The following is a 19,049-nucleotide window of genomic DNA, read 5'->3' as shown; positions in this document are numbered from 1 at the left end:
GGTAAGGGTTTTACGGGTTTCATTTGCAGAAAATCTGTGCATCTGTCACCCTCTTTTGATTGTTTTATCTATCAGGATTAACCGTGAATCGCGCACTCTGTGTTGTTGGCATTTCTATACTTTTAGCCGCATGTGCTCGTCCTACTGATCGTGGGCAGCAATATATTGATGGACGCTTTGATGAGGTGCTCAACCCGATTGAGTCAGTCGCGTCTGATCAGCCAAAAGATTACAGTCTGTTTCCTGCTCAACTGGAAAAAGTGGAGTCACTTTCACCTTCATTGTCTAAACCCAATCAGCCGCTTTATGACAGTGTTAAAGCTTGGCTCAATGAAAGTGGTGAACCAACAGCATTGACTGATTATGGTATTCAGCTAGAACAGATGGGCGGTGGCGATGGCTTCGGCAATGTTATGTTCACTGGCTATTTTTCGCCTGTGATTGAGATGCGCCATCAGCCAGATGTTTTATTTCGCTATCCTGTTTATGCCATGCCTACTTGCGGCGAGTCGTGTCCAACGCGCGAAGAAATCTATAATGGTGCTCTTGAGGGTTTAGGACTTGAACTAGGCTACAGTGCATCACTCATTGATAATTTCATTATGGAAGTACAAGGCAGTGGCTTTATCCATTTTGGTGATACCGATCAATTGGAGTACTTCGCCTACGGTGGGAAAAACGGTCATCCCTATGTCAGCATCGGTAAAGTGCTTATCGAGCGTGGAGAAGTATCGCGAGAGAAAATGTCACTGAAAGCCATTAAAGATTGGGTAGAAGCGAACGATGAGGCCAGTGTGACTGAACTTCTCAATCAAAACCCTTCCTATGTGTTTTTCTTGCCAAGAGCGGCTGCCCCCGTCTCTGGTACCGCAGGTATTCCATTGTTAGCGGGTGCGTCTGTTGCGGCTGACCGTGAGTACTTACCAATGGGGAGTGTGCTACTGGCCGAGGTGCCTCAGCTTGATAAAGAAGGCAATTGGAATGGTCAGCATGTGCTGAAGCTTCTGATGGCATTGGATACCGGCGGAGCAGTGAAGAAAAATCACCTCGATCTTTATCATGGTACTGGTGAAGACGCTGGCATTAAAGCTGGGCATCACAAGCATTTTGGTCGTGTTTGGAAGCTAACTAAGCCGCTTACGGTTGAATCGTTATCTGTTAAGTCTCAATAAAACACTTAGTTGAAATGGGGCTGGCGAAAGCAATAAAAAAGGCGAGAGTATCTTATACTCTCGCCTTTTTTGATCGTGTAAGCCGTCTTATTTAAGCAGACCTGCTTCTTTGTAGTACTTTGCTGCGCCAGGGTGAAGAGGTGCAGACAGGCCGTCTGCAATCATTTCTTCTTTTTTCAGGTTTGCGAACGCTGGGTGCAGACGACGGAAATCGTCAAAGTTCTCGAACACAGCTTTCGTTACGTGGTAGATAACTTCTTCAGGTACTTCAGTAGAAGAAACGAAGGTCGCACCTACACCAAAGGTTGCTGTGTCAGCGTCGTTACCGCGGTACATGCCGCCAGGAATAGTCGCCGAACGGTAGTAATCGTTATCGCTAACCAACTTCTGAGCCGCCGCATTGTTTACTTCTACGATGACGCTGTCACATGCAGTGGTAGCTTCTTGGATTGCGCCACTTGGGTGACCCACGGTGTAAACCATGGCATCGATTTTGTTATCACAAAGCGCTTTAGATTGCTCTGCCGCTTTCAACTCGGAAACTTGTTTAAAGTCATCCATTGTCCAACCCATTTCGGTCATCAGCACTTCGATAGTACCGCGCTGACCTGAACCTGGGTTACCGATGTTTACACGTTTGCCCTTCAAGTCATCAAACGTTTTGATGCCTGAGTCAGCGCGTGCAACCACTGTGAACGGTTCTGGGTGAACAGAGAACACGGCACGAAGGTTTTTGTATGGACCTTGTTCAGTGAATTTGCTGCTACCGTTGTATGCATGGAACTGCCAGTCTGATTGGGCGATACCCATGTCAAGCTCGCCAGCGCGAATGGTGTTGATGTTGTAGATTGAACCGCCAGTTGATTCAACTGAACAACGGATGCCGTGCTCTTTTTTCGATTTGTTGACCAGACGACAAATTGCACCACCAGTTGGGTAGTACACACCAGTGACACCGCCAGTCCCGATTGTTACAAACTGGTTAGCCTGTGCAGGCACGGCGGTTAAAGCAGCTGCAAAGCTCATTGCGGCCAGTGTTGGTTTTAACGCTTTCATGCTTTATTTTCCTTGTCTACGATGTGATTGCTATCGCGGTGCGAGTCCGCTTGTTGTAAAACTGTAACTCCGCTGTAAGATTAAATTATCTGACAGTTGCATTTTAGATCGCAAGAGATATACCTCACGATTCAAAGCTACGAAAGATATTTTTCCTTAAATCTTCCACAGAGTTGATATATAAACCCATGTTTTGAGACAAAATCGTGATTTGCTGGACAAGCTCTGCATTGTTATCCGCATACTGTCCTATTAAATTCATTAGATTATTTTCAAATCCGACCCGAACATCGCCACTCAATGACATTGCTGCACTTAAGCATTGATGCTCATTCTGTCCAAATGCACATGTTGCCCATGAAATACCCTCATCAGACAAACGTTTAATGTCAAAATCGAGCAGATCTCGGGGGGCTGACAACATGTCTTTTTTGTACTTTCCTAGTACCAATAGTAGGTGATGTCCGACATTTGGCAAAACCTTGTCATTAACCATCTGAAAGTAAAGGGACAAATCCGCAGCATCATACAAAATGTATTGCACATAGATTTGTCGTTCGGCAAGTTCAAAAAAGAAGCGGCTGGCTTCTTTTTCAAAGCTCGCATTCGGGCGGAGTTCTCGAAGAGCAAGAGAGACAGCTTCGGGATCTGTGCCTCTGACCAATGCCATTTGTTCGCTAGGTTGATACTGGCCTATTGCCTCGGTGGTCTGTTGGATAACTAGCCGGGAATCAAAACGCGTCCGTATTTCTGTTAACCACTCACGGTTCAGCCCTACATCTAATGAATGCTTTCCATGTGCGTCTCGCACGTGCATGTGCGCCATGGCGGCGCCGGCATCAGCGCATTGCGCTAAACATGTGCTCATTTCATCAACAGTTAGGGGGAGTTGGCTGTGTGCATCCTTGCCCCGTCGCGCCCCGTTTGGCGCGACAATAATCGTTCTTCCTGTTTGCACGATATATCCTTATGAGAAGACATTGTCCATGGTGGTGCAGAGTCGGCGTACCAGTTCGTCCATTTCTTGCTCGGAGATAATGAAGGGAGGCGCCAAGAGAATGTGATGTCCGTTAATGCCATCCAGTGTGCCAGCCATGGGATAGCACATTAGTCCTTGTTCCATTGCTATTTTCTTCACCTGCTGGTGGAGAGAACGTTCTGGAGAAAAGGGGCTTTTGCTGACTCTGTCTTGCACCAGTTCTAGACCAAGGAATAAGCCCCGCCCTCGAATATCACCAACAAATGGGTGCGATCCTAATTTTTGCTGTAACTGTTTGACTAAGTATTGACCCTTTTCGGTCACTTCTGCCAGCGTCCCTGATTCTAACGCATCCAAGGTAGCGCAGGCTGCTGCACAGGCCAAAGGATGAGCCATGAAGGTGTGTCCATGTTGAAAGTATCCCGAGCCCTGCGAGATGGCGTCGTAGATTTTGCTGTGGATCATAACGGCACCAATGGGTTGATAACCTGCAGCCAACCCTTTTGCTAGCGTCACGAGATCAGGAATAATATCTTCTTGTTCATATGCATAGTAGGTGCCCGTACGACCACACCCGCACATGACTTCGTCAAGGATCAAAAGTACGCCATATTTGTCGCAGATCTCTCGAATTCGTTTGAAGTAACCTTTTTCAGCGACCAAAGCACCTGCCGTTGCACCGACGACGGGTTCTGCTACAAATGCGATCACGGTTTCTGGCCCGACAGCTAATAACCTTTCCTCGAGTTCGTTGGCGACACGTTGTCCATATTCGAAATGGGTTTCATCCTCTTTTTTATCACGATAGGCGTAACAAGGTGCGATAAGCTCACCGTTTTGTAGCAGTGGTGCGAAGGGCTCTTTTCGCCACATGTTCCCACCTACGCCTAGCGCCCCTAGCGTATTGCCATGATAGCTCTGACGTCTTGCGATAAAACGAGTGCGAGACATCTCGCCTTTTTCAATAAAATATTGTCGCGCCATTTTGAGGGCCGACTCTACCGCCTCCGACCCTCCACTCACGAAGTACACGTGGTTTAGCGGACCAGGCGCTTTGTCAGCTAATCGTTCAGCCAGCTGTTCTGCAACCGGAGAGCTAAAAAATCCAGTATGAGCATATGGAATGGTGTGCAGTTGGTGCTGGATGGCATTTAATACGCCTTGATGGCTGTGCCCGAGGCAAGAGACTGCCGCACCTCCGCAGCCATCGAGATATTGTTTTCCGTTAGCATCAAGAAGAAATACTCCCTCCCCGCCAGATACTAAAGGAGGGTTTGAGTGACAGTGCCGTTGCAGTATGTGAGTCATTGTGTTTATTTCGCCGCATTTTAGATGAAGTTGAGCCGTTTACTCACTTCAGTATTAGCGGGTTGGAAATTGTACGGCAAACGATATAAATTCAGAGGGTATGCTAAAAATTCATAGCTAGGCCGAGAGAAATTAAAATGACGATGCCAATTCCGCCCATGAAAACCTTGCGCACCTTTACAGTGGTTGCACAAACTTTGAGTTTTTCGAAGGCGGCAAAGCGACTTAATCTGACGCAAAGCGCGATCAGTAAGCAGATAAGTCATTTGGAAGAGTTGATGGGGTGCTCATTGTTCGAGCGAAGTGGTGGCCGCGTTGAGCTGACAGAAGCGGGTCGTCGTTATTTACCTTCCGTTGTGGAAGCGTTGGAAAATTTGCAGCATGCTACGTCAACAGTGATGCAATCATCGGAGACCAAAAGCCATGTTGAAATATCCGTACCTCCTTCATTGGCCAGTATGTGGTTAATTCCCAGACTGACGGCTTTTCGCGCACAGAATCCCAACATCGAACTTACCGTAAAAGCAAGTGTGACGTCTGATGCACAGAATCTTTATCAAAGTGATATTGCAATTCATTGTTTACCGCTTTCAACCCAAGAAGAAGATGCTGAGTTGCTCATTCGCGAAAAGTTGAGGTTAGTGATTCATCCTGACCAAATGTCGCAAGATGTAATGGAGATTACTGATCTCTTATCGCTCCCTTCTATCGGTCATATTACTCGCCCTCAAATATGGAATCAGTTCTGGCACCACCATGCTGTTGCGCCAACTGGGCCAATTTATGGTACAGGGTTTGAACATTTCTACATGGCATTGGAAGCAGTCAGATACCAACAGGGAATGGCGTTGATCCCTGGTTTTTTAGTGCGAGATTACTTGAAGCAGGGGGTGGTGATTAATCCATTGTCGTTGCGATTTGATAGCCCCTATGGCTATTTTTTGTTTAGCCATGGGTACAAGCGAAGGCTAGGTCCAGTGAAGCAAGTCATCGATTGGTTTAAGCAAGAAATTATTCGCCCCATTAGCTAATCAACAATAGGGACACGCTCCCAGATAGCATGGACATTTTGGCGTCAAACGCGTATAAACCGCACTCTATTATCACCACCCAAACACTGAGCGATTTAGTATGACCACAACATCACCAGCATCAGAAAGCTACCAGCAACGCTTTGGTGGCACACGCCGTTTATATGGCGTGACCGAGCTTGAGATTTTAAGGCAATCTCACGTTTGTGTGATTGGGATTGGTGGTGTCGGCTCATGGGCGGTGGAAGCGCTGGTGCGCAGTGGCATTGGTGCACTGACGTTGATTGATATGGATGATATCTGTGTGACTAACATCAACCGTCAGATCCATGCCATGGCAGGAACAATCGGACAGAGTAAAATTGAGGTGATGGCAGAGCGTGTTCGTGCCATTAATCCAGATTGTCAGGTTAATCTGATCGATGATTTTATTTCCGAAGAAAACATCCCAGAGTACATCACTAAAGATTTTGATTACGTGCTTGATGCTATTGATAGCATTAAACCAAAAACTGCGCTTCTGGCTTACTGTAAGCGTAATAAAATCAAAATTATCACGGTAGGTGGTGCAGGTGGTCAGATAGATCCGACGCAAATCCAAGTGGCAGATCTGACGAAAACCATACAAGATCCGCTTGCAGCAAAATTGCGAAATAATTTACGTCGTTTCCATAATTTCACGAAGACCAAAGGACGAAAGTTTGGTATTGATTGCGTGTTCTCGACAGAACAGCTTAAGTACCCGCAGCCAGATGGCAGTGTTTGTGAAACTAAAGCGAGTGCTGAAGGGCCAAAGCGAATGGATTGTGCCAGTGGATTTGGCGCAGCAACGATGGTGACAGCGACTTTTGGTTTTGTGGCGGTTTCACGCATTATTGCCAAGCTAACAGCAAAGAAAATGGCTGAATAAATAAGCCTTGAAATACCCTGTGCACCAAAGACAAAAAAGGCCGCATTGCGGCCTTTTGGTTTTAAGCGAGCGTTAGCTTATGCTTCTACTTTGGAGCGCGGCTTTTTGGCTTGAGGCTCGGGTTTCGCTGCGACAGGCAACACCTGCTTCACGTAATCTCCCGGCGCAACAGTTAGAACAGGGAAGTTTTCAGAACCTGCTTGATACGGTTCGACCTTCTCTTTCGGACTGTAAGCTTCTAACCATTTATCCCAATGCAACCACCACGACCCTGTGTTGTGTTTCGCTGAATCAAACCACTCATCAGCTGATTCACACAGTTCATCGTTAACCCAAAAACCATACTTTTCTTTTGCTGGGTGATTCACAATACCTGCAATGTGGCCAGATTCACCGAGTACAAAAGTTTTGTTACCGCTCATGTTTAACGCGCCACGATAAGTGCCTTGCCACAGAGCAATATGGTCTTCTTTTGCCGAGATAAAGTAAGTTGGGATTTTGATTTTACTCAAATCAATCCAGACTCCACCCACTTTGACACCTTTATCTTCAATCAGACGATTGTTGAGATAAAGCTCGCGCAGCAAAAAGTTATGTGTTGTTGCGGCGACATTGGTGCTGTCGCTGTTCCAGTATAGGAGGTCGAAATCGACAGGGCTGTTGCCCTTGAGGTAATTGTCGACATAGTAGTTCCAGTACAGGCTGTTTTCGCGAAGTAAGCTGAAGGTGACACTCAAAGAGCGACCATCCATGTATCCGCGAGAATTGTTTTGTAACTCAATAGCACTGACTAAACTTTCGTTGATGTAAGCGCCGACTTCACCAGGCTGCGCAAAATCGAGCAGTGTAGTGAAAAATGAGGCTGACTTGATGCGAGCCTTCATGCGCTTAGCCGAATAGTAGGCTATGGTCGATGCCAATACTGTACCGCCAATGCAATAACCAGCAGCGTTGATTTGCGACTGACCGGTGATGTCTTCTATCGCGCTAACGGCTTTCACTACACCTTCGGTGATGTAATCTCCGAATTCAACATCACGCTGCTCAATACCTGGGTTGCGCCAAGACATCATAAATACGGTGTGGCCTTGTTCTACCAGCCAGCGCATCATTGAATTCTTCTCACGAAGATCCAAAATGTAGTATTTGTTGATAAAAGGCGGAACGATTAACAGTGGCGTTGCATTCACTGTTTCGGTCATTGGGCGGTACTGAATGAGCTCAAACAATTCATTTTTGTAAACGACATCACCCGGCGTGTTTGCCACATCTTCACCAATGCGGAAGGCATTGGTATTGGTCATGCGTACTTTTAAAATGTCAGAGCTTGATTCGATATCTTCTTGGAGCTGTTGAAGGCCTTTCACCAAGTTCTCACCTTTTTTTTCTAAGGTAAGCTTAAGCAATTCTGGGTTTGTGCCCACGAAGTTGCTAGGTGACATCGCGTTAATCGCTTGGCGAGAGAAAAACGTCAGACGCTCTTTCGCTTTCTCATCTAAGCCTTCAACTGCGTTGATTGTTTCTAAATAGGTGCGGCCAAATAATAGGTATGATTGCTTGATGAAATTGTAGAATTTTTCATCCTGCCAGCTTTCATCTTGGAATCGTTTGTCGTCTTTTTCTGGCGATACAATATTGGTTTGGTTGGCTTCTAGTGCAACGTTTTGCCAAATTTGCATTTGCTGTTCCCACCACTGCATTTGAATTTGCAGCATTGCGGCGGGTTGACTTGAAGCGCCCTCAAGAAGCTTTGCAGTATCTTGCATGCTCTGCTCTTGCATCGCTTTATTTAAGGGGGTATCTACGGCTGCCTTGCCTTGCTCAACATCCTTACACCATTTCTGGTTACTCTCTTGGAGTTTTACAAGGTAGTCCGAGAAGAAGTTCTGATACATGTGTAAACCCTCTTGATCGGAAACAACCCACCCTCGAAAAGAGGATGGGTTGACGACCTAGTTTAAGCTGGAGTAGCTGCTTTCACGTTATCAGCAGTCAGTTGCTCGAGATCCTCTTTGAACTCTTTGGCGATAGATTGCAGCTTGTTGCTGTCATCCATCATTTGCTGAGAGAGTTTCGTCATCGCTGCCATTTGTTGGCCACCAAATGCAGTCATAGACGTTACATCGGTAACGCTGCTAGCGGCTTTAACTTGTGACAAACCCATGTCGCCGTATGTGCGAACAGCAGTCAGCTGAAGCTCGGTTAGGGTTTCAACATTTTTAGCCAGCAGTTTGTTGAATTTCACGTAAGGTGACAGTGCTTTTTCGGTTTGCTCTGAGAATGTTTTGAACATATCTGTGTACATGGTGTATCTCCTGAGTGTATTAATTAGATCCAAGGGGGTTTTGTTTAAACCGTCTTAGCTGTCAGCACGTTTGACGACCACTGCCGTCCCCATGCCGCCACCGATACAGAGCGAAGCAACACCGTATGTGCCTTCGCGTTTTTCCAACTCGTGGATCAGGGAAACCAAAACACGGTTACCTGATGCGCCGAGAGGGTGACCCAATGCAATTGCGCCACCGTTAACGTTTGCCTTTTCCAAAATCGCTTCTGGACTTACGTTATGTGTGTCAGCCAATTGGTGGACAACACCTAGAGCCTGAGCGGCAAAGGCTTCGTTGAGTTCAAACAGATCCATATCGGAAATCGAGAGCTCTGCTTTTTTCAGAGCTTCGGTTACAGCACCCACTGGGCCTAAGCCCATTATTTTAGGATCTAACCCAACTTGCGCGTAGCTGGTAATTTCTGCTAATGGCTTCAATCCCAGACGTTTAACTGCAGCTTCAGAGGCAACAATTACCGCGCTGGCACCATCGTTCAGACCTGATGCATTACCCGCAGTGACAGAACCTTCACGGTTAAATGCCGGGCGCAATTTCGCCAGGCCTTCTTGCGTGCAGTCTGATTTAGGGTATTCATCAGTATCAAAAGAAACAGTTTGACGTCGTTGCTTCACTTCAACCGGTACGATTTCATCTTTGAATCGTCCCGCTTCAATCGCAGCAACCGCTTTTTGTTGGCTTTGTTGAGCGTAAGCATCTTGTTGCTCGCGGCTTAGACCGACGAGTTCTGCAACATTCTCTGCTGTTACACCCATGTGGAATTGGTTGAATACATCAGTCAGACCATCGTTGATAAGAAGATCTTTTAAACCGATGTCACCCATTTTTTGGCCGCCGCGCAAAGAGCCCGATGCAGCAAATGGGATTTGAGACATGTTCTCTACACCAGCAGCGACAACCACTTCGGCATCACCACAACGGATGTGAGCGACAGCATCCATGACAGCTTTCATGCCACTTCCGCATACCATGTTAATGGCGTAAGCGGGAACTGTTTCAGGCAGCCCAGCAAAGATAGCAGCTTGGCGACCAATACCCATGCCTTGACCTGCGCTAACAACGTTGCCAAGGATGACTTCGTTAACAGCATCTGGTGCGATATTACCGGCTGCTAATGCGCCTTTGATAGCAACGGCGGCAAGTTGGCCTGCTGGTGTGTCTTTCAGTGAGCCAGTGAATGCGCCAATCGCCGTGCGTTTGGCGGCAACGATATACACTTTTTCCATGTTAACTCTTTCCTTTTTTAGAGCACGTACAACGAGTGAATACGTGAACCTTAGTGCATGTATAAACCGCCATTGACTGACAGCGTTTCCCCGGTGATGTAGGCACCTGCATCACTAGCAAGATATGCCACTGCTTCCGCAATTTCTTCTGGACGAGCCAGACGTTTCATTGGAATCTCACTTTTGATAGATTCGAGCACTTCTTCTCGCATCGCTTCTACCATTGGGGTTGCTGTGTAGCCAGGGGCCACGACGTTTGCCGTTACGCCATATCTCGCACCTTCCATTGCCAATGCTTTCGTAAAACCAATCATGCCGGCTTTCGCAGCAGAGTAGTTGGTTTGACCAAATTGACCTTTCAGTCCATTAACTGAGGAGATGTTGACGACGCGACAACCGCCTTTTTCACACATTGCAGCAAAAAGAGGTTGAGTAACATTGAACAGGCTGTTCAGGTTGGTATCGATAACTGTGCGCCAGTTTTCGGCTGCCATTTTTTTGAAAAGACCATCTCGGGTGATACCCGCGTTGTTAACCACAACGTCGATAGTGCCTTCTTCAGATAGCAAGAGCGGGAGACGTTCTGCACACTCTTCTGTGTTTGTAACGTCTAGTTCGAAAAGGCGCACTTGGTCAGATGTGAATTTCTTCTCATCGAACCATTGTTCGGCACACTGTAGGTTTCCGGTGAAGTAGGTAGCAATAACACGATAGCCCTGACTTACCAGTTTCTCTGTGATCGCTGAGCCGATACCACCTTTTGATCCGGTGATGAGCGCGAGTTTCTTCATTGATGACTCCATTCTTAACAACAAGCAATTGAAACATGACCCCTGTAACTGCATCTGGAAGTCCAAAAATACAGGCACCGTTAATTATTTAGTATTAGCGCGTAAGGGTTGAAACCAGTGAAACTCAACTAGTTTCAGTAGTACTTTAAATTATTATTATGATGGTTTTGTGACCACTGAGTTCAAAGATATACAATCTTTTGAATAAGGCAAAAGGAATGGAGGGAGAATTGGTAAAACAAGATCTAGATCCACAATAAATGACCAAAGGTTAACGAGGTGTTAATCTTTGGTTTCCGGTTGGATCTTTTTGATTTTAATCTGGGTAAAATGCTTATTTTTTATGAGAGAGACACCTAATTATTTAGATTTTCAATAATGGCGCATACCGAGCAAAGAATAAGCAAACTTAGTAAAGGAATAAAAGCTAAAATACGCAACTTCAATGTCGGAATTATTGACTGAGGTCTCAGCATTAAAAAGTGTAATGTACGGTAAGGTGGTCAGTTATCATTTTGAATTGATGAAGGGATTTGTGTTGATCTTGGGCATTATATTCGCTGAAGTTGCTCTACTATTGCACGAACTCCGTTGTTTCGAGATGGGCTAAGGTGATCTAATAAATTCATTTTTTCGAAGTACGCCTCAAAATTAAATGCCACTAAATCTTCACGGCTTTTTCCTTCAACGGCTGCTATCACTATTGTTAACAAACCTTTTACAATGCGTGCATCAGAATCTGCGGCAAAATGATAAAGGTTGTTTTCAATTCTCCAAACTAGCCAGACTTTGCTTTCACAGCCGGGAATTGGCATGCTTTCTGACTTTAGCTGCTCATCTAAATTAGGTAGTTGCTTACCCAGTTGAATAATTAGACGATATTTGTCTTCCCAGTTACGGCATTTTTCCATTATTTCAGTGATATTTGCAGCAGTAATGTCTGTACCAAAAGGGTGTGCTGGAAATGTAGTCATAGTCATCATTATTTCTTAGAGTAAATCACAAGCTTTTTGAATGGCGGTGATGCAGTGTTTAATATCATCAGAGGTATTGTATAAGGCGATAGAGATTCGTACACACCCGCTGATGCCAAGTGCATCCATTAAGGGATGCGCGCAATGTTGTCCAGAGCGTATGGCGATGCCCTGTTGGTCAAGCAAGGTTGCAATATCAGAGTGATGCACACCATCGATATGGAACGCCACCACGCTCGCTCCTGCTTGGAGGCCAATAATCGACAGATCTTCAATATTTTGAATGCCATCAACCAGTTGCGCTTGAAGTGATGCAATGTGCTTTTCTGCGCCATCACGATCGACGCCATTTAACCACGTAATGGCTTCAGCCAATGCTAGAGCCCCCGCGACGTTTGGCGTACCTGCTTCAAATTTGGCGGGAGAGCTTGTATAGGTCGTCCCTTCAAAAGAGACGTTTTCCACCATCTTCCCACCGCCGTGCCAGGGGGGCATTGCCTCCAACATGGCGGGTTTGCCATAAAGCGCACCAATGCCTGCGGGGGCAAACAATTTGTGGCCGGAAAATACATAGAAATCCGCGTCCATTTCTTTGACGTTGATGCGTTCATGCACGATAGCTTGTGCACCATCTACCACGACGATTGCCCCGAGGCCGTGTGCCTTTTTTATGATGGCTTCTATGGGATTTCGCGTGCCCGTTACGTTGCTGATATGGGCCACTGCGACTAATTTTGTGCGAGGGTTGAGCAGTGAATCGAACACCGACATATCAAGCTGGCAGTGAACGGGTTCTATTGGCCATTTGACGATTTTTGCGCCAGTTTGTTCTGCAACGATTTGCCACGGGACAATATTGGCATGGTGTTCCATTTCACTGATCAGGATCTCATCGCCTTCTTTGAGTATTTGTCTTGCGTAGCTTTGTGCGATGAGATTCAACGCTTCGGTTGCGCCGCGGGTCCAAACCATACCGTCGACAGATGCACCGATGAAATCAGCAACCGTTTGTCTGGCCGATTCAAAGCGCTGTGTCGCCGATGCGGTTAAAGAGTGGGAGCCGCGGTGAACGTTAGCATTAGCGCCAGAGTAATAATCGGTGATGCATTTAATGACAGACAACGGCTTTTGTGAGGTGGCAGCACTGTCAAGATAGACCAGAGGTTGTCCATTAACGCACTGATCCAGCGATGGGAAATCGCAGCGGATGGCTTCAACATTAAAAGGGCGAGTTGTCATTATCTGGGCGTCACGTTATTGAATGGGATACAGGGTGTTGATGATCGCTTTTCTATGTCGTTAACTCAAGAGAAAGTGTTTGATGCTCTCTGCTTGACCAATAAGATGGATTGATTGCCACCAGTGAAATTTGAGCAAAAAAAAGCACCGAGTGAAATGCTCGGTGCGATGAAAAACTATTTCATAGTAAGGTGTAAAAATACGGTATGTATTCAAAGGTAGATGTGACTACCGAGACTCGGCTGAGGCCGAAATATGCAAACACAACATCGCAACCACAATATAAAACGCACGTAGGGAACGCTTATCTCATGGCGCACGCAAACTATAGGTTTTCTCTGGTGACTGAACAATGGACATTTTATAATGTTCTACATTAGAAAAACTTATTCATGAGGGCGAGAAATGGCCAGACGTCTACCACCCCTTAATTCTCTTCGAGTGTTTGAAACAGCAGCGCGGCACTTAAGCTTCACGCGTGCAGCAGAAGAGTTGTTCGTCACCCAAGCTGCGGTGAGTCATCAGATAAAGGCATTAGAAGAGTTTCTTGGTTTAAAGCTATTTAGGCGTCGTAATCGATCCTTGCTACTCACTGAGGAAGGGCAAAGTTACTTCCTCGATATTAAAGATATTTTTGTGTCACTGGCGGATGCTACTGACAGAGTATTGGAGCGCGGGGCGAAAGGGGCATTGACGATCAGTTTACCGCCTAGCTTTGCCATTCAATGGCTAGTGCCGCGTTTATCGGATTTTAATCAGGCTCATCCTGAAATCGATGTGCGGATTAAAGCCGTTGATTTGGAAGAGGGCTCATTGACTGATGATGTCGATGTCGCCATTTATTATGGTCGCGGAAACTGGCCCGGTTTGCGCTGTGATGAGTTATACCCTGAGTTTCTCTTGCCAGTGTGCAGCCCTGCAGTGTTTCATAGCGAAAAGCCGTTGAACACGCTGGAAGATCTCAAATACCACACCTTGCTTCACGACCGTTCACGTAAAGATTGGACAGCTTATGCAAAGTACTATCAGATTACTGATATTAATCTTAACTATGGTCCCATTTTTAGCCATTCAGCAATGGTGTTGCAGGCTGCAGCGCTTGGGCAAGGGATCGCCTTGAGTAATAACGTACTCGCGCAACCTGAGCTTGAATCTGGGCGCTTGGTGTGTCCGTTCGAACATTTTCTGATGAGCAAAAATGCTTTTTATTTAGTCAGTCAGCAAAGAGATGCTGATTCAGGAAGAATTACGGCATTCCGTGATTGGGTGTTAGCAAAAGCCGCGGCAGAACAGGAGAGTATTTCTGCATGAACAATGTCGTCATTAATGGACCAGAGCACGCTGACGTGACCTTTATTTTTGCCCATGGTGCTGGCGCAGATATGAACCACGACTTTATGGCGGATGTGGCGGGAAAAATCGCAGAACATGGCATTCGCGTTGTGAGATTCAACTTCCCGTATATGGTTAAACGTGCAGAGGATGGGAAACGACGTCCTCCAGACAGAGCGCCAAAGCTACTTGAGGCTTTCAATGAAGTCATTGACGTCTTTGGTTCAGGCAAGACTTTCATCGGGGGCAAGTCGATGGGGGGGCGTATGGCAAGCCATTTAGCCGAGCGGGATGACGTTGAAGGTATCGTATGTCTTGGTTTTCCGTTTCACCCACCCGGTAAGCCCGAGAAGGACAAAGGTGAGCATCTCTCGACAATTGCCAAACCCACGCTCATTTTACAGGGGGAACGCGATACGTTTGGTAACCGTGTAGAGCTCGAAAACTATCCGCTATCCGAAAAAGTGACCGTGATCTTCGTGCCTGATGGCGACCATAGCATGAAGCCGCGTAAAGTATCGGGACACACTGAAGCGAGCAACCGCCAATTGGCGGCAGATAAAACTGCCGAATTTGTATTGGGGGGTGGTTGATGAAGGGGAACAAATTTGCGGCTGTTGGCTGTCTTTTCGCTGCGATGGCTGTGGCGTTGGGGGCTTTTGTTGCGCATGGATTGAAATCACAGATCACGCCCTATGCGCTCTCAATTATTGAAAAGGGTGTTCAGTATCAGCTCTGGCATGCGCTGGCACTTATCGTATTGGGTCTTTGGTTGATGGTTGCACCGCAGCGATTACTGGTTATTGCTGGTGGTTTTATCGTGGTGGGCATTCTTTGTTTTAGTGGAAGTTTGTATGGTCTAGCGCTGACGGATTGGCGATGGCTATGGCCTGTCACGCCTATTGGCGGCATGAGTTTATTGATTGGCTGGGGGCTGGCTGCGTGGTCGTTATGGCGACAAACGAGTTAGGTGCGCTGAATCACGTTTTCTGAGGTATAATTGCGCGTTATTTTTACCACGGCATTTAAAGGCATCGTGTGAATCAGATTTTATTGTATTGCCGTCAAGGCTTTGAAAAAGAATGTGCAGGTGAGATTCAAGACAAAGCGACAGCTGCAGGCGTTTACGGCTTTCCTCGCGTAGAGAAAAATGCAGGCTATGTGTTGTTTGAATGCTATCAGCAAGGCGATGCAGAGAAATTGCTTCAAACGCTTCCTCTGAAGTCGCTCATTTTTGCGCGTCAGATGTTTGCGGTTGTTGAGCAACTGTCTGATCTTGATCCAGGTGACCGTATTTCACCGATCTTGGCGTTAGGCGGCGAGTTACCAAAATGCGGTGATCTGCGTGTTGAAACACCGGACACTAACCAAGGTAAAGACTTGCTTAAATTCTGCCGTAAGTTCACGGTTCCGCTTCGTCAAGCATTGCGTAAACGCGGTGTTTTGCTGGCGAAAGAAAACCTTAAGCAACCTGTGCTACATATCTACTTTACTGCGCCAGGTTGTTGCTATGTGGGTTATTCACTGAGCAACAACAACTCGCCACATTTCATGGGAATTCATCGTTTGAAATTCCCTGCTGATGCGCCAAGTCGTTCAACGCTGAAACTAGAAGAAGCATTTCACGCATTTATCCCACGTAATGACTGGGATGAGCGAATTGCTCCGGGGATGTGGGCGGTTGACCTGGGCGCGTGTCCGGGGGGCTGGACGTATCAATTAGTGAAACGTTCAATGTTCGTCCATGCCGTAGACAATGGCGCGATGGCAGAAAGTCTCATGGAAACGGGTCAGGTTAAATACCATGCTGCGGATGGGTTCAAGTTTGAGCCGCCACGTAAAAACGTAACATGGTTGGTTTGTGACATGATCGAAAAGCCGTATCGCGTTGCGCAGTTAATGGGTGAATGGATCATTGAACGTTGGGCCAAAGAGGCCATTTTCAACTTGAAGCTGCCGATGAATCGACGCTACGAGCAAGTGAAAGAAGACATTGATAACTTGAAAAAGTTTTTGATTCAAAACGGCGTGAAGTTTGAAATTCAAGCTAAGCACCTGTATCACGATCGTGAAGAAGTGACGGTACACCTTCGTCGACTAGACTGATACGACGTTGAAAAACGCACATAATGAAACGGCAGCCAAATGGCTGCCGTTTAGTTATTCATGCGCGGTGACACATACTCATGCTTAGCCTGAGTGATGTTAGTTAGATGGCAAACTGTGTTGTGAAAAGCGGATTAAGCGTCAGGCGTGTAGCGAATATCTTGAAGATTAAAGCCGAGCGTAATATCGGTTTTTAACGTCGCTACTTGTTTGCAGCGCTGTGCTAAATCTTCATTTCCGTCCAATTTCTTCTGCCATTTAGGCTCAATATCATCTGCGGTGAACAACTGCTCTAACGTGTTATATCGCTGAAGCAAAGTAGCCGCAGTTTTCGGGCCAATACCTGGTACACCCGACACTCCGCTGGAGCTAATTCCAACCAATCCCCAGTAGTCGACAAGCTGGCGAGGCTGCACGGTGAACTCCTTTTCAATAAAAGGACTGTCTAACCAGCGCTGCTGAAAATAATCGCGAATACGCAGTGTGGGTTGGAGCAACTGGCAATAGCCTTTGTCGGTCGAGACAATTGTGACTTGTCCCTTTCTGCTCGCAACTTTCACCGCGAGTGTGGCAATCATGTCGTCTGCTTCATCGCCAGATGAGAGCAGTGAGTCAATACCCATGTCCCAGAAGGCATCCTGAATTTTGTTTAAGCCATGTTGAAGGGGCTCTGGCATGGGTTTGCGCCCTTGCTTGTACTCAGGGATCAGCTCTGCACGCCAACCTCTGTCTTGCTCTGCATGATCGAATACGGCAACCATGTGCGTAGGCTCGGACGATTTAATGATTTTCTTCAGTGCACGGCAGCAGACCAGCGCAGCGCCGTCGATATCGTTCGGATCCGGTTGGGCGGCATGAACGCGTCGGATAAGATTCATTGCATCAATGATGACGAGATGAATAGACATGAATGGTGTGTCCGCTAAATAAAAATGGCCCAATAGGGCCATTCTAATTGCTTGAGAGATAAATGAAAGGCTAACCGTTTCTATCCGTTACCTTTGCCTTGCACTATCTCATAGCAAGGGACATAAGCAGTTCCGGGCAATTTCATTCGTTGCTGCTCAACAAAACCGCGTAGAAGCTTATCCATTTTCTTCATTAAGACGGCATCACCATTAATTTTAAATGGGCCGTTACGTTCAATTTCACGAATACCCTCTTCTTTCACATTACCCGCGACGATGCCAGAGAAGGCTTGACGCAATGCGGATGCCAGCAATTCAGGACGCTGGTTCATGTGCAGATCGAGGTTCGCCATGTTTTCATGGTTGGGTTCAAAAGGCAGCTGGAATTCCGGTGCAATTTTTAGAGACCAGTTGAACGAGTACGCATCGCCAGTGGATTTACGGTGCTCTTTCACCGCAGGCATACCTTGCTTGATGATGCGAGCTGCTTTAGCTGGGTCGCCGACGACAATTTGATAGTACTTAGTGGCTTCTTCACCAATAACATCACGAACAAATTCATCAATGACACGGAAGTAACTTTCACTTTCTTTTGGTCCTGTTAGTACGACAGGCATAGGCTGATCAACATTGTCAGGATGCATTAAAATACCCAGCAAGTAGAGTAGCTCTTCCGCCGTACCAGCACCGCCGGGGAAAATGACAATTGCATGCCCCACACGAACAAACGCTTCGAGGCGTTTCTCGATATCAGGCATGATGACCAGTTCATTGACGATGGGGTTCGGTGGCTCGGCGGCAATGATCGAAGGCTCGGTTAACCCTAAGAAACGACTGCCTGTGACACGCTGCTTAGCATGGCCAATAGCAGCACCTTTCATTGGACCTTCCATTGCACCAGGGCCGCAGCCAGTACAAATATTGAGTTCGCGTAGGCCAAGCTCGTGGCCAACTTCACGGGTGTATTGATATTCAATCGGGTTGATGGAGTGTCCGCCCCAACAGACCACAAGATTAGGATCGCGCCCCGGAACCATTGCTTTTGCGTTGCGTAGAATATCGAAAATCAGATTGGTAATGTGGTTTGAGTTAGTGAGATTAAATATCTTCGCATGTTCGAGCTGCACGTTGACGTGAATGATATCGCGTAACACCGAAAACATGTGCTCTTGGATACCCCGAATGATTTTCCCATCGACAAAAGCATGATCGGGTGGGTTCACCAATTCAAGCTTCACCCCTCGTTCACGACGCATGACGCGGATGTCGAACGTTTTGTATTGCTCAAGCAATTCTTTCGAGCTATCGGTATGGCTGCCCGAATTGAGTACCGCTAATGAGCAGTTGCGGTAGAGGCGATACAAATCGCTCTTTGCTGTGTCTTTGAGTCTGTCGACCTCAAGTTGAGAGAGTAGATCCATTGCCCCGACTGGGCTGATATGAGTGATCATAGTCACCTCCTGTGCGAAGAAAACACACTGTACAACGTTGAGCGGCGTATTTTTACACCAACTCAATCAAAGAGTTACAATTTCAATACTATAAAAATCAGTGTGTTAATTAACCATACACATAGATATTAAGTTTAGCCAGTTTGGTGCAATAAAAGAAAAATGTATCGAGATATGAGGGGCCGCCAATGCTGGCTGAGGGGATGCTAAATGGAACGAAA

18 protein-coding genes are annotated in these 19,049 nt (G+C 46.6%); 7 read left to right on the top strand and 11 right to left on the bottom strand.

Annotated elements, in window-relative coordinates:
• Positions 1–83 precede the first annotated feature (83 nt).
• Entirely contained in the window at positions 84–1,172 is a 1,089-nt protein-coding gene (gene mltA / locus A1OO_RS22345) for a murein transglycosylase A (protein WP_016959387.1), read from the top strand.
• A gap of 87 nt (positions 1,173–1,259) precedes the next feature.
• Here the strand turns inward: mltA and A1OO_RS22340 are convergent, their stop codons facing one another.
• The 3 genes from A1OO_RS22340 to A1OO_RS22330 all read right to left on the bottom strand — a co-directional run bounded on the left by A1OO_RS22340 (position 1,260) and on the right by A1OO_RS22330 (position 4,515).
• Positions 1,260–2,228, bottom strand: a complete 969-nt coding sequence (locus A1OO_RS22340) for a TAXI family TRAP transporter solute-binding subunit (protein WP_016959388.1) — start codon at positions 2,226–2,228, stop codon at positions 1,260–1,262.
• 124 nt (positions 2,229–2,352) lie between these two features.
• On the bottom strand, positions 2,353–3,186 hold the full coding sequence (locus A1OO_RS22335; RefSeq protein ID WP_017004493.1) for a 3-keto-5-aminohexanoate cleavage protein: 834 nt from the start codon (positions 3,184–3,186) through the stop codon (positions 2,353–2,355).
• Positions 3,187–3,195: 9 nt separating this feature from the next.
• The gene (locus tag A1OO_RS22330; protein ID WP_026023999.1) at positions 3,196–4,515 is read right to left on the bottom strand and encodes an aspartate aminotransferase family protein; all 1,320 of its coding nucleotides are present in this window, start codon (positions 4,513–4,515) and stop codon (positions 3,196–3,198) included.
• A gap of 137 nt (positions 4,516–4,652) precedes the next feature.
• Here A1OO_RS22330 and A1OO_RS22325 point away from each other — a divergent pair, with 137 nt between their 5' ends.
• On the top strand, positions 4,653–5,546 hold the full coding sequence (locus A1OO_RS22325; protein WP_016959391.1) for a LysR family transcriptional regulator: 894 nt from the start codon (positions 4,653–4,655) through the stop codon (positions 5,544–5,546).
• Positions 5,547–5,646: 100 nt separating this feature from the next.
• Positions 5,647–6,456 (top strand): tRNA cyclic N6-threonylcarbamoyladenosine(37) synthase TcdA, encoded by an 810-nt coding sequence (tcdA, locus tag A1OO_RS22320; protein WP_016959392.1) that lies wholly within the window; start codon positions 5,647–5,649, stop codon positions 6,454–6,456.
• Positions 6,457–6,533: 77 nt separating this feature from the next.
• On the opposite strand, the gene phaC is transcribed toward tcdA, so the two are convergent.
• The 6 genes from phaC to A1OO_RS22290 form a co-directional block, all read right to left on the bottom strand.
• Complete coding sequence (gene phaC / locus A1OO_RS22315; protein WP_016959393.1) at positions 6,534–8,351, bottom strand: class I poly(R)-hydroxyalkanoic acid synthase; 1,818 nt, start codon at positions 8,349–8,351, stop codon at positions 6,534–6,536.
• Between the two features lie 62 nt (positions 8,352–8,413).
• Complete coding sequence (locus A1OO_RS22310) at positions 8,414–8,761, bottom strand: phasin family protein (protein ID WP_017004490.1); 348 nt, start codon at positions 8,759–8,761, stop codon at positions 8,414–8,416.
• A gap of 54 nt (positions 8,762–8,815) precedes the next feature.
• Positions 8,816–10,027: an acetyl-CoA C-acetyltransferase gene (locus tag A1OO_RS22305; RefSeq protein ID WP_017004488.1), complete on the bottom strand. Its 1,212-nt coding sequence runs from the start codon at positions 10,025–10,027 to the stop codon at positions 8,816–8,818.
• A gap of 50 nt (positions 10,028–10,077) precedes the next feature.
• Positions 10,078–10,818: an SDR family oxidoreductase gene (locus tag A1OO_RS22300; RefSeq protein WP_016959396.1), complete on the bottom strand. Its 741-nt coding sequence runs from the start codon at positions 10,816–10,818 to the stop codon at positions 10,078–10,080.
• A 551-nt stretch (positions 10,819–11,369) separates the two neighbouring features.
• Positions 11,370–11,792: a cysteine desulfurase sulfur acceptor subunit CsdE gene (gene csdE, locus A1OO_RS22295; protein ID WP_016959397.1), complete on the bottom strand. Its 423-nt coding sequence runs from the start codon at positions 11,790–11,792 to the stop codon at positions 11,370–11,372.
• Between the two features lie 15 nt (positions 11,793–11,807).
• Positions 11,808–13,031 (bottom strand): aminotransferase class V-fold PLP-dependent enzyme, encoded by a 1,224-nt coding sequence (locus A1OO_RS22290; RefSeq protein ID WP_017004484.1) that lies wholly within the window; start codon positions 13,029–13,031, stop codon positions 11,808–11,810.
• Between the two features lie 405 nt (positions 13,032–13,436).
• On the opposite strand from A1OO_RS22290, the gene A1OO_RS22285 reads away from it, so the two are divergent.
• The 4 genes from A1OO_RS22285 (at position 13,437) to rlmM (ending at position 16,469) form a co-directional block, all read left to right on the top strand.
• Positions 13,437–14,342 (top strand): transcriptional regulator GcvA, encoded by a 906-nt coding sequence (locus A1OO_RS22285; protein WP_016959399.1) that lies wholly within the window; start codon positions 13,437–13,439, stop codon positions 14,340–14,342.
• Positions 14,339–14,956, top strand: coding sequence for an alpha/beta family hydrolase (locus A1OO_RS22280; RefSeq protein WP_017004482.1), 618 nt, complete (start codon positions 14,339–14,341; stop codon positions 14,954–14,956). The genes A1OO_RS22285 and A1OO_RS22280 overlap by 4 nt, the downstream gene beginning before the upstream one ends.
• Positions 14,956–15,333 (top strand): DUF423 domain-containing protein, encoded by a 378-nt coding sequence (locus tag A1OO_RS22275; RefSeq protein WP_017004480.1) that lies wholly within the window; start codon positions 14,956–14,958, stop codon positions 15,331–15,333. The genes A1OO_RS22280 and A1OO_RS22275 overlap by 1 nt, the downstream gene beginning before the upstream one ends.
• Before the next feature lie 68 nt (positions 15,334–15,401).
• A complete protein-coding gene (rlmM, locus tag A1OO_RS22270) occupies positions 15,402–16,469 on the top strand; it encodes a 23S rRNA (cytidine(2498)-2'-O)-methyltransferase RlmM (protein WP_017004478.1) in 1,068 nt (355 codons plus the stop codon).
• A gap of 134 nt (positions 16,470–16,603) precedes the next feature.
• Here the strand turns inward: rlmM and xni are convergent, their stop codons facing one another.
• Positions 16,604–17,377, bottom strand: a complete 774-nt coding sequence (xni, locus tag A1OO_RS22265) for a flap endonuclease Xni (RefSeq protein WP_026023998.1) — start codon at positions 17,375–17,377, stop codon at positions 16,604–16,606.
• A gap of 80 nt (positions 17,378–17,457) precedes the next feature.
• Entirely contained in the window at positions 17,458–18,828 is a 1,371-nt protein-coding gene (gene ppnN / locus A1OO_RS22260; protein WP_016959404.1) for a nucleotide 5'-monophosphate nucleosidase PpnN, read from the bottom strand.
• Between the last annotated feature and the right edge of the window lie 221 nt (positions 18,829–19,049).

It is taken from the genome of Enterovibrio norvegicus FF-33 (assembly GCF_000286835.2).
Lineage (GTDB): Bacteria > Pseudomonadota > Gammaproteobacteria > Enterobacterales > Vibrionaceae > Enterovibrio > Enterovibrio norvegicus_A.
Note: the sequence above shows the minus strand (reverse complement) of the source record. Positions and strands in the feature narration are given on the sequence as shown.

Coding starts and splice junctions, on each gene's coding strand:
- A1OO_RS22340 (WP_016959388.1), bottom strand. CDS start 2,228: ATGAAAGCGTTAAAACCAACACTGGCCGCAATGAGCTTTGCAGCTGCT.
- tcdA (WP_016959392.1), top strand. CDS start 5,647: ATGACCACAACATCACCAGCATCAGAAAGCTACCAGCAACGCTTTGGT.
- A1OO_RS22310 (WP_017004490.1), bottom strand. CDS start 8,761: ATGTACACAGATATGTTCAAAACATTCTCAGAGCAAACCGAAAAAGCA.
- A1OO_RS22290 (WP_017004484.1), bottom strand. CDS start 13,031: ATGACAACTCGCCCTTTTAATGTTGAAGCCATCCGCTGCGATTTCCCA.
- A1OO_RS22330 (WP_026023999.1), bottom strand. CDS start 4,515: ATGACTCACATACTGCAACGGCACTGTCACTCAAACCCTCCTTTAGTA.
- A1OO_RS22285 (WP_016959399.1), top strand. CDS start 13,437: ATGGCCAGACGTCTACCACCCCTTAATTCTCTTCGAGTGTTTGAAACA.
- ppnN (WP_016959404.1), bottom strand. CDS start 18,828: ATGATCACTCATATCAGCCCAGTCGGGGCAATGGATCTACTCTCTCAA.
- A1OO_RS22300 (WP_016959396.1), bottom strand. CDS start 10,818: ATGAAGAAACTCGCGCTCATCACCGGATCAAAAGGTGGTATCGGCTCA.
- A1OO_RS22275 (WP_017004480.1), top strand. CDS start 14,956: ATGAAGGGGAACAAATTTGCGGCTGTTGGCTGTCTTTTCGCTGCGATG.
- xni (WP_026023998.1), bottom strand. CDS start 17,377: ATGTCTATTCATCTCGTCATCATTGATGCAATGAATCTTATCCGACGC.
- csdE (WP_016959397.1), bottom strand. CDS start 11,792: ATGACTACATTTCCAGCACACCCTTTTGGTACAGACATTACTGCTGCA.
- A1OO_RS22280 (WP_017004482.1), top strand. CDS start 14,339: ATGAACAATGTCGTCATTAATGGACCAGAGCACGCTGACGTGACCTTT.
- phaC (WP_016959393.1), bottom strand. CDS start 8,351: ATGTATCAGAACTTCTTCTCGGACTACCTTGTAAAACTCCAAGAGAGT.
- A1OO_RS22305 (WP_017004488.1), bottom strand. CDS start 10,027: ATGGAAAAAGTGTATATCGTTGCCGCCAAACGCACGGCGATTGGCGCA.
- A1OO_RS22325 (WP_016959391.1), top strand. CDS start 4,653: ATGACGATGCCAATTCCGCCCATGAAAACCTTGCGCACCTTTACAGTG.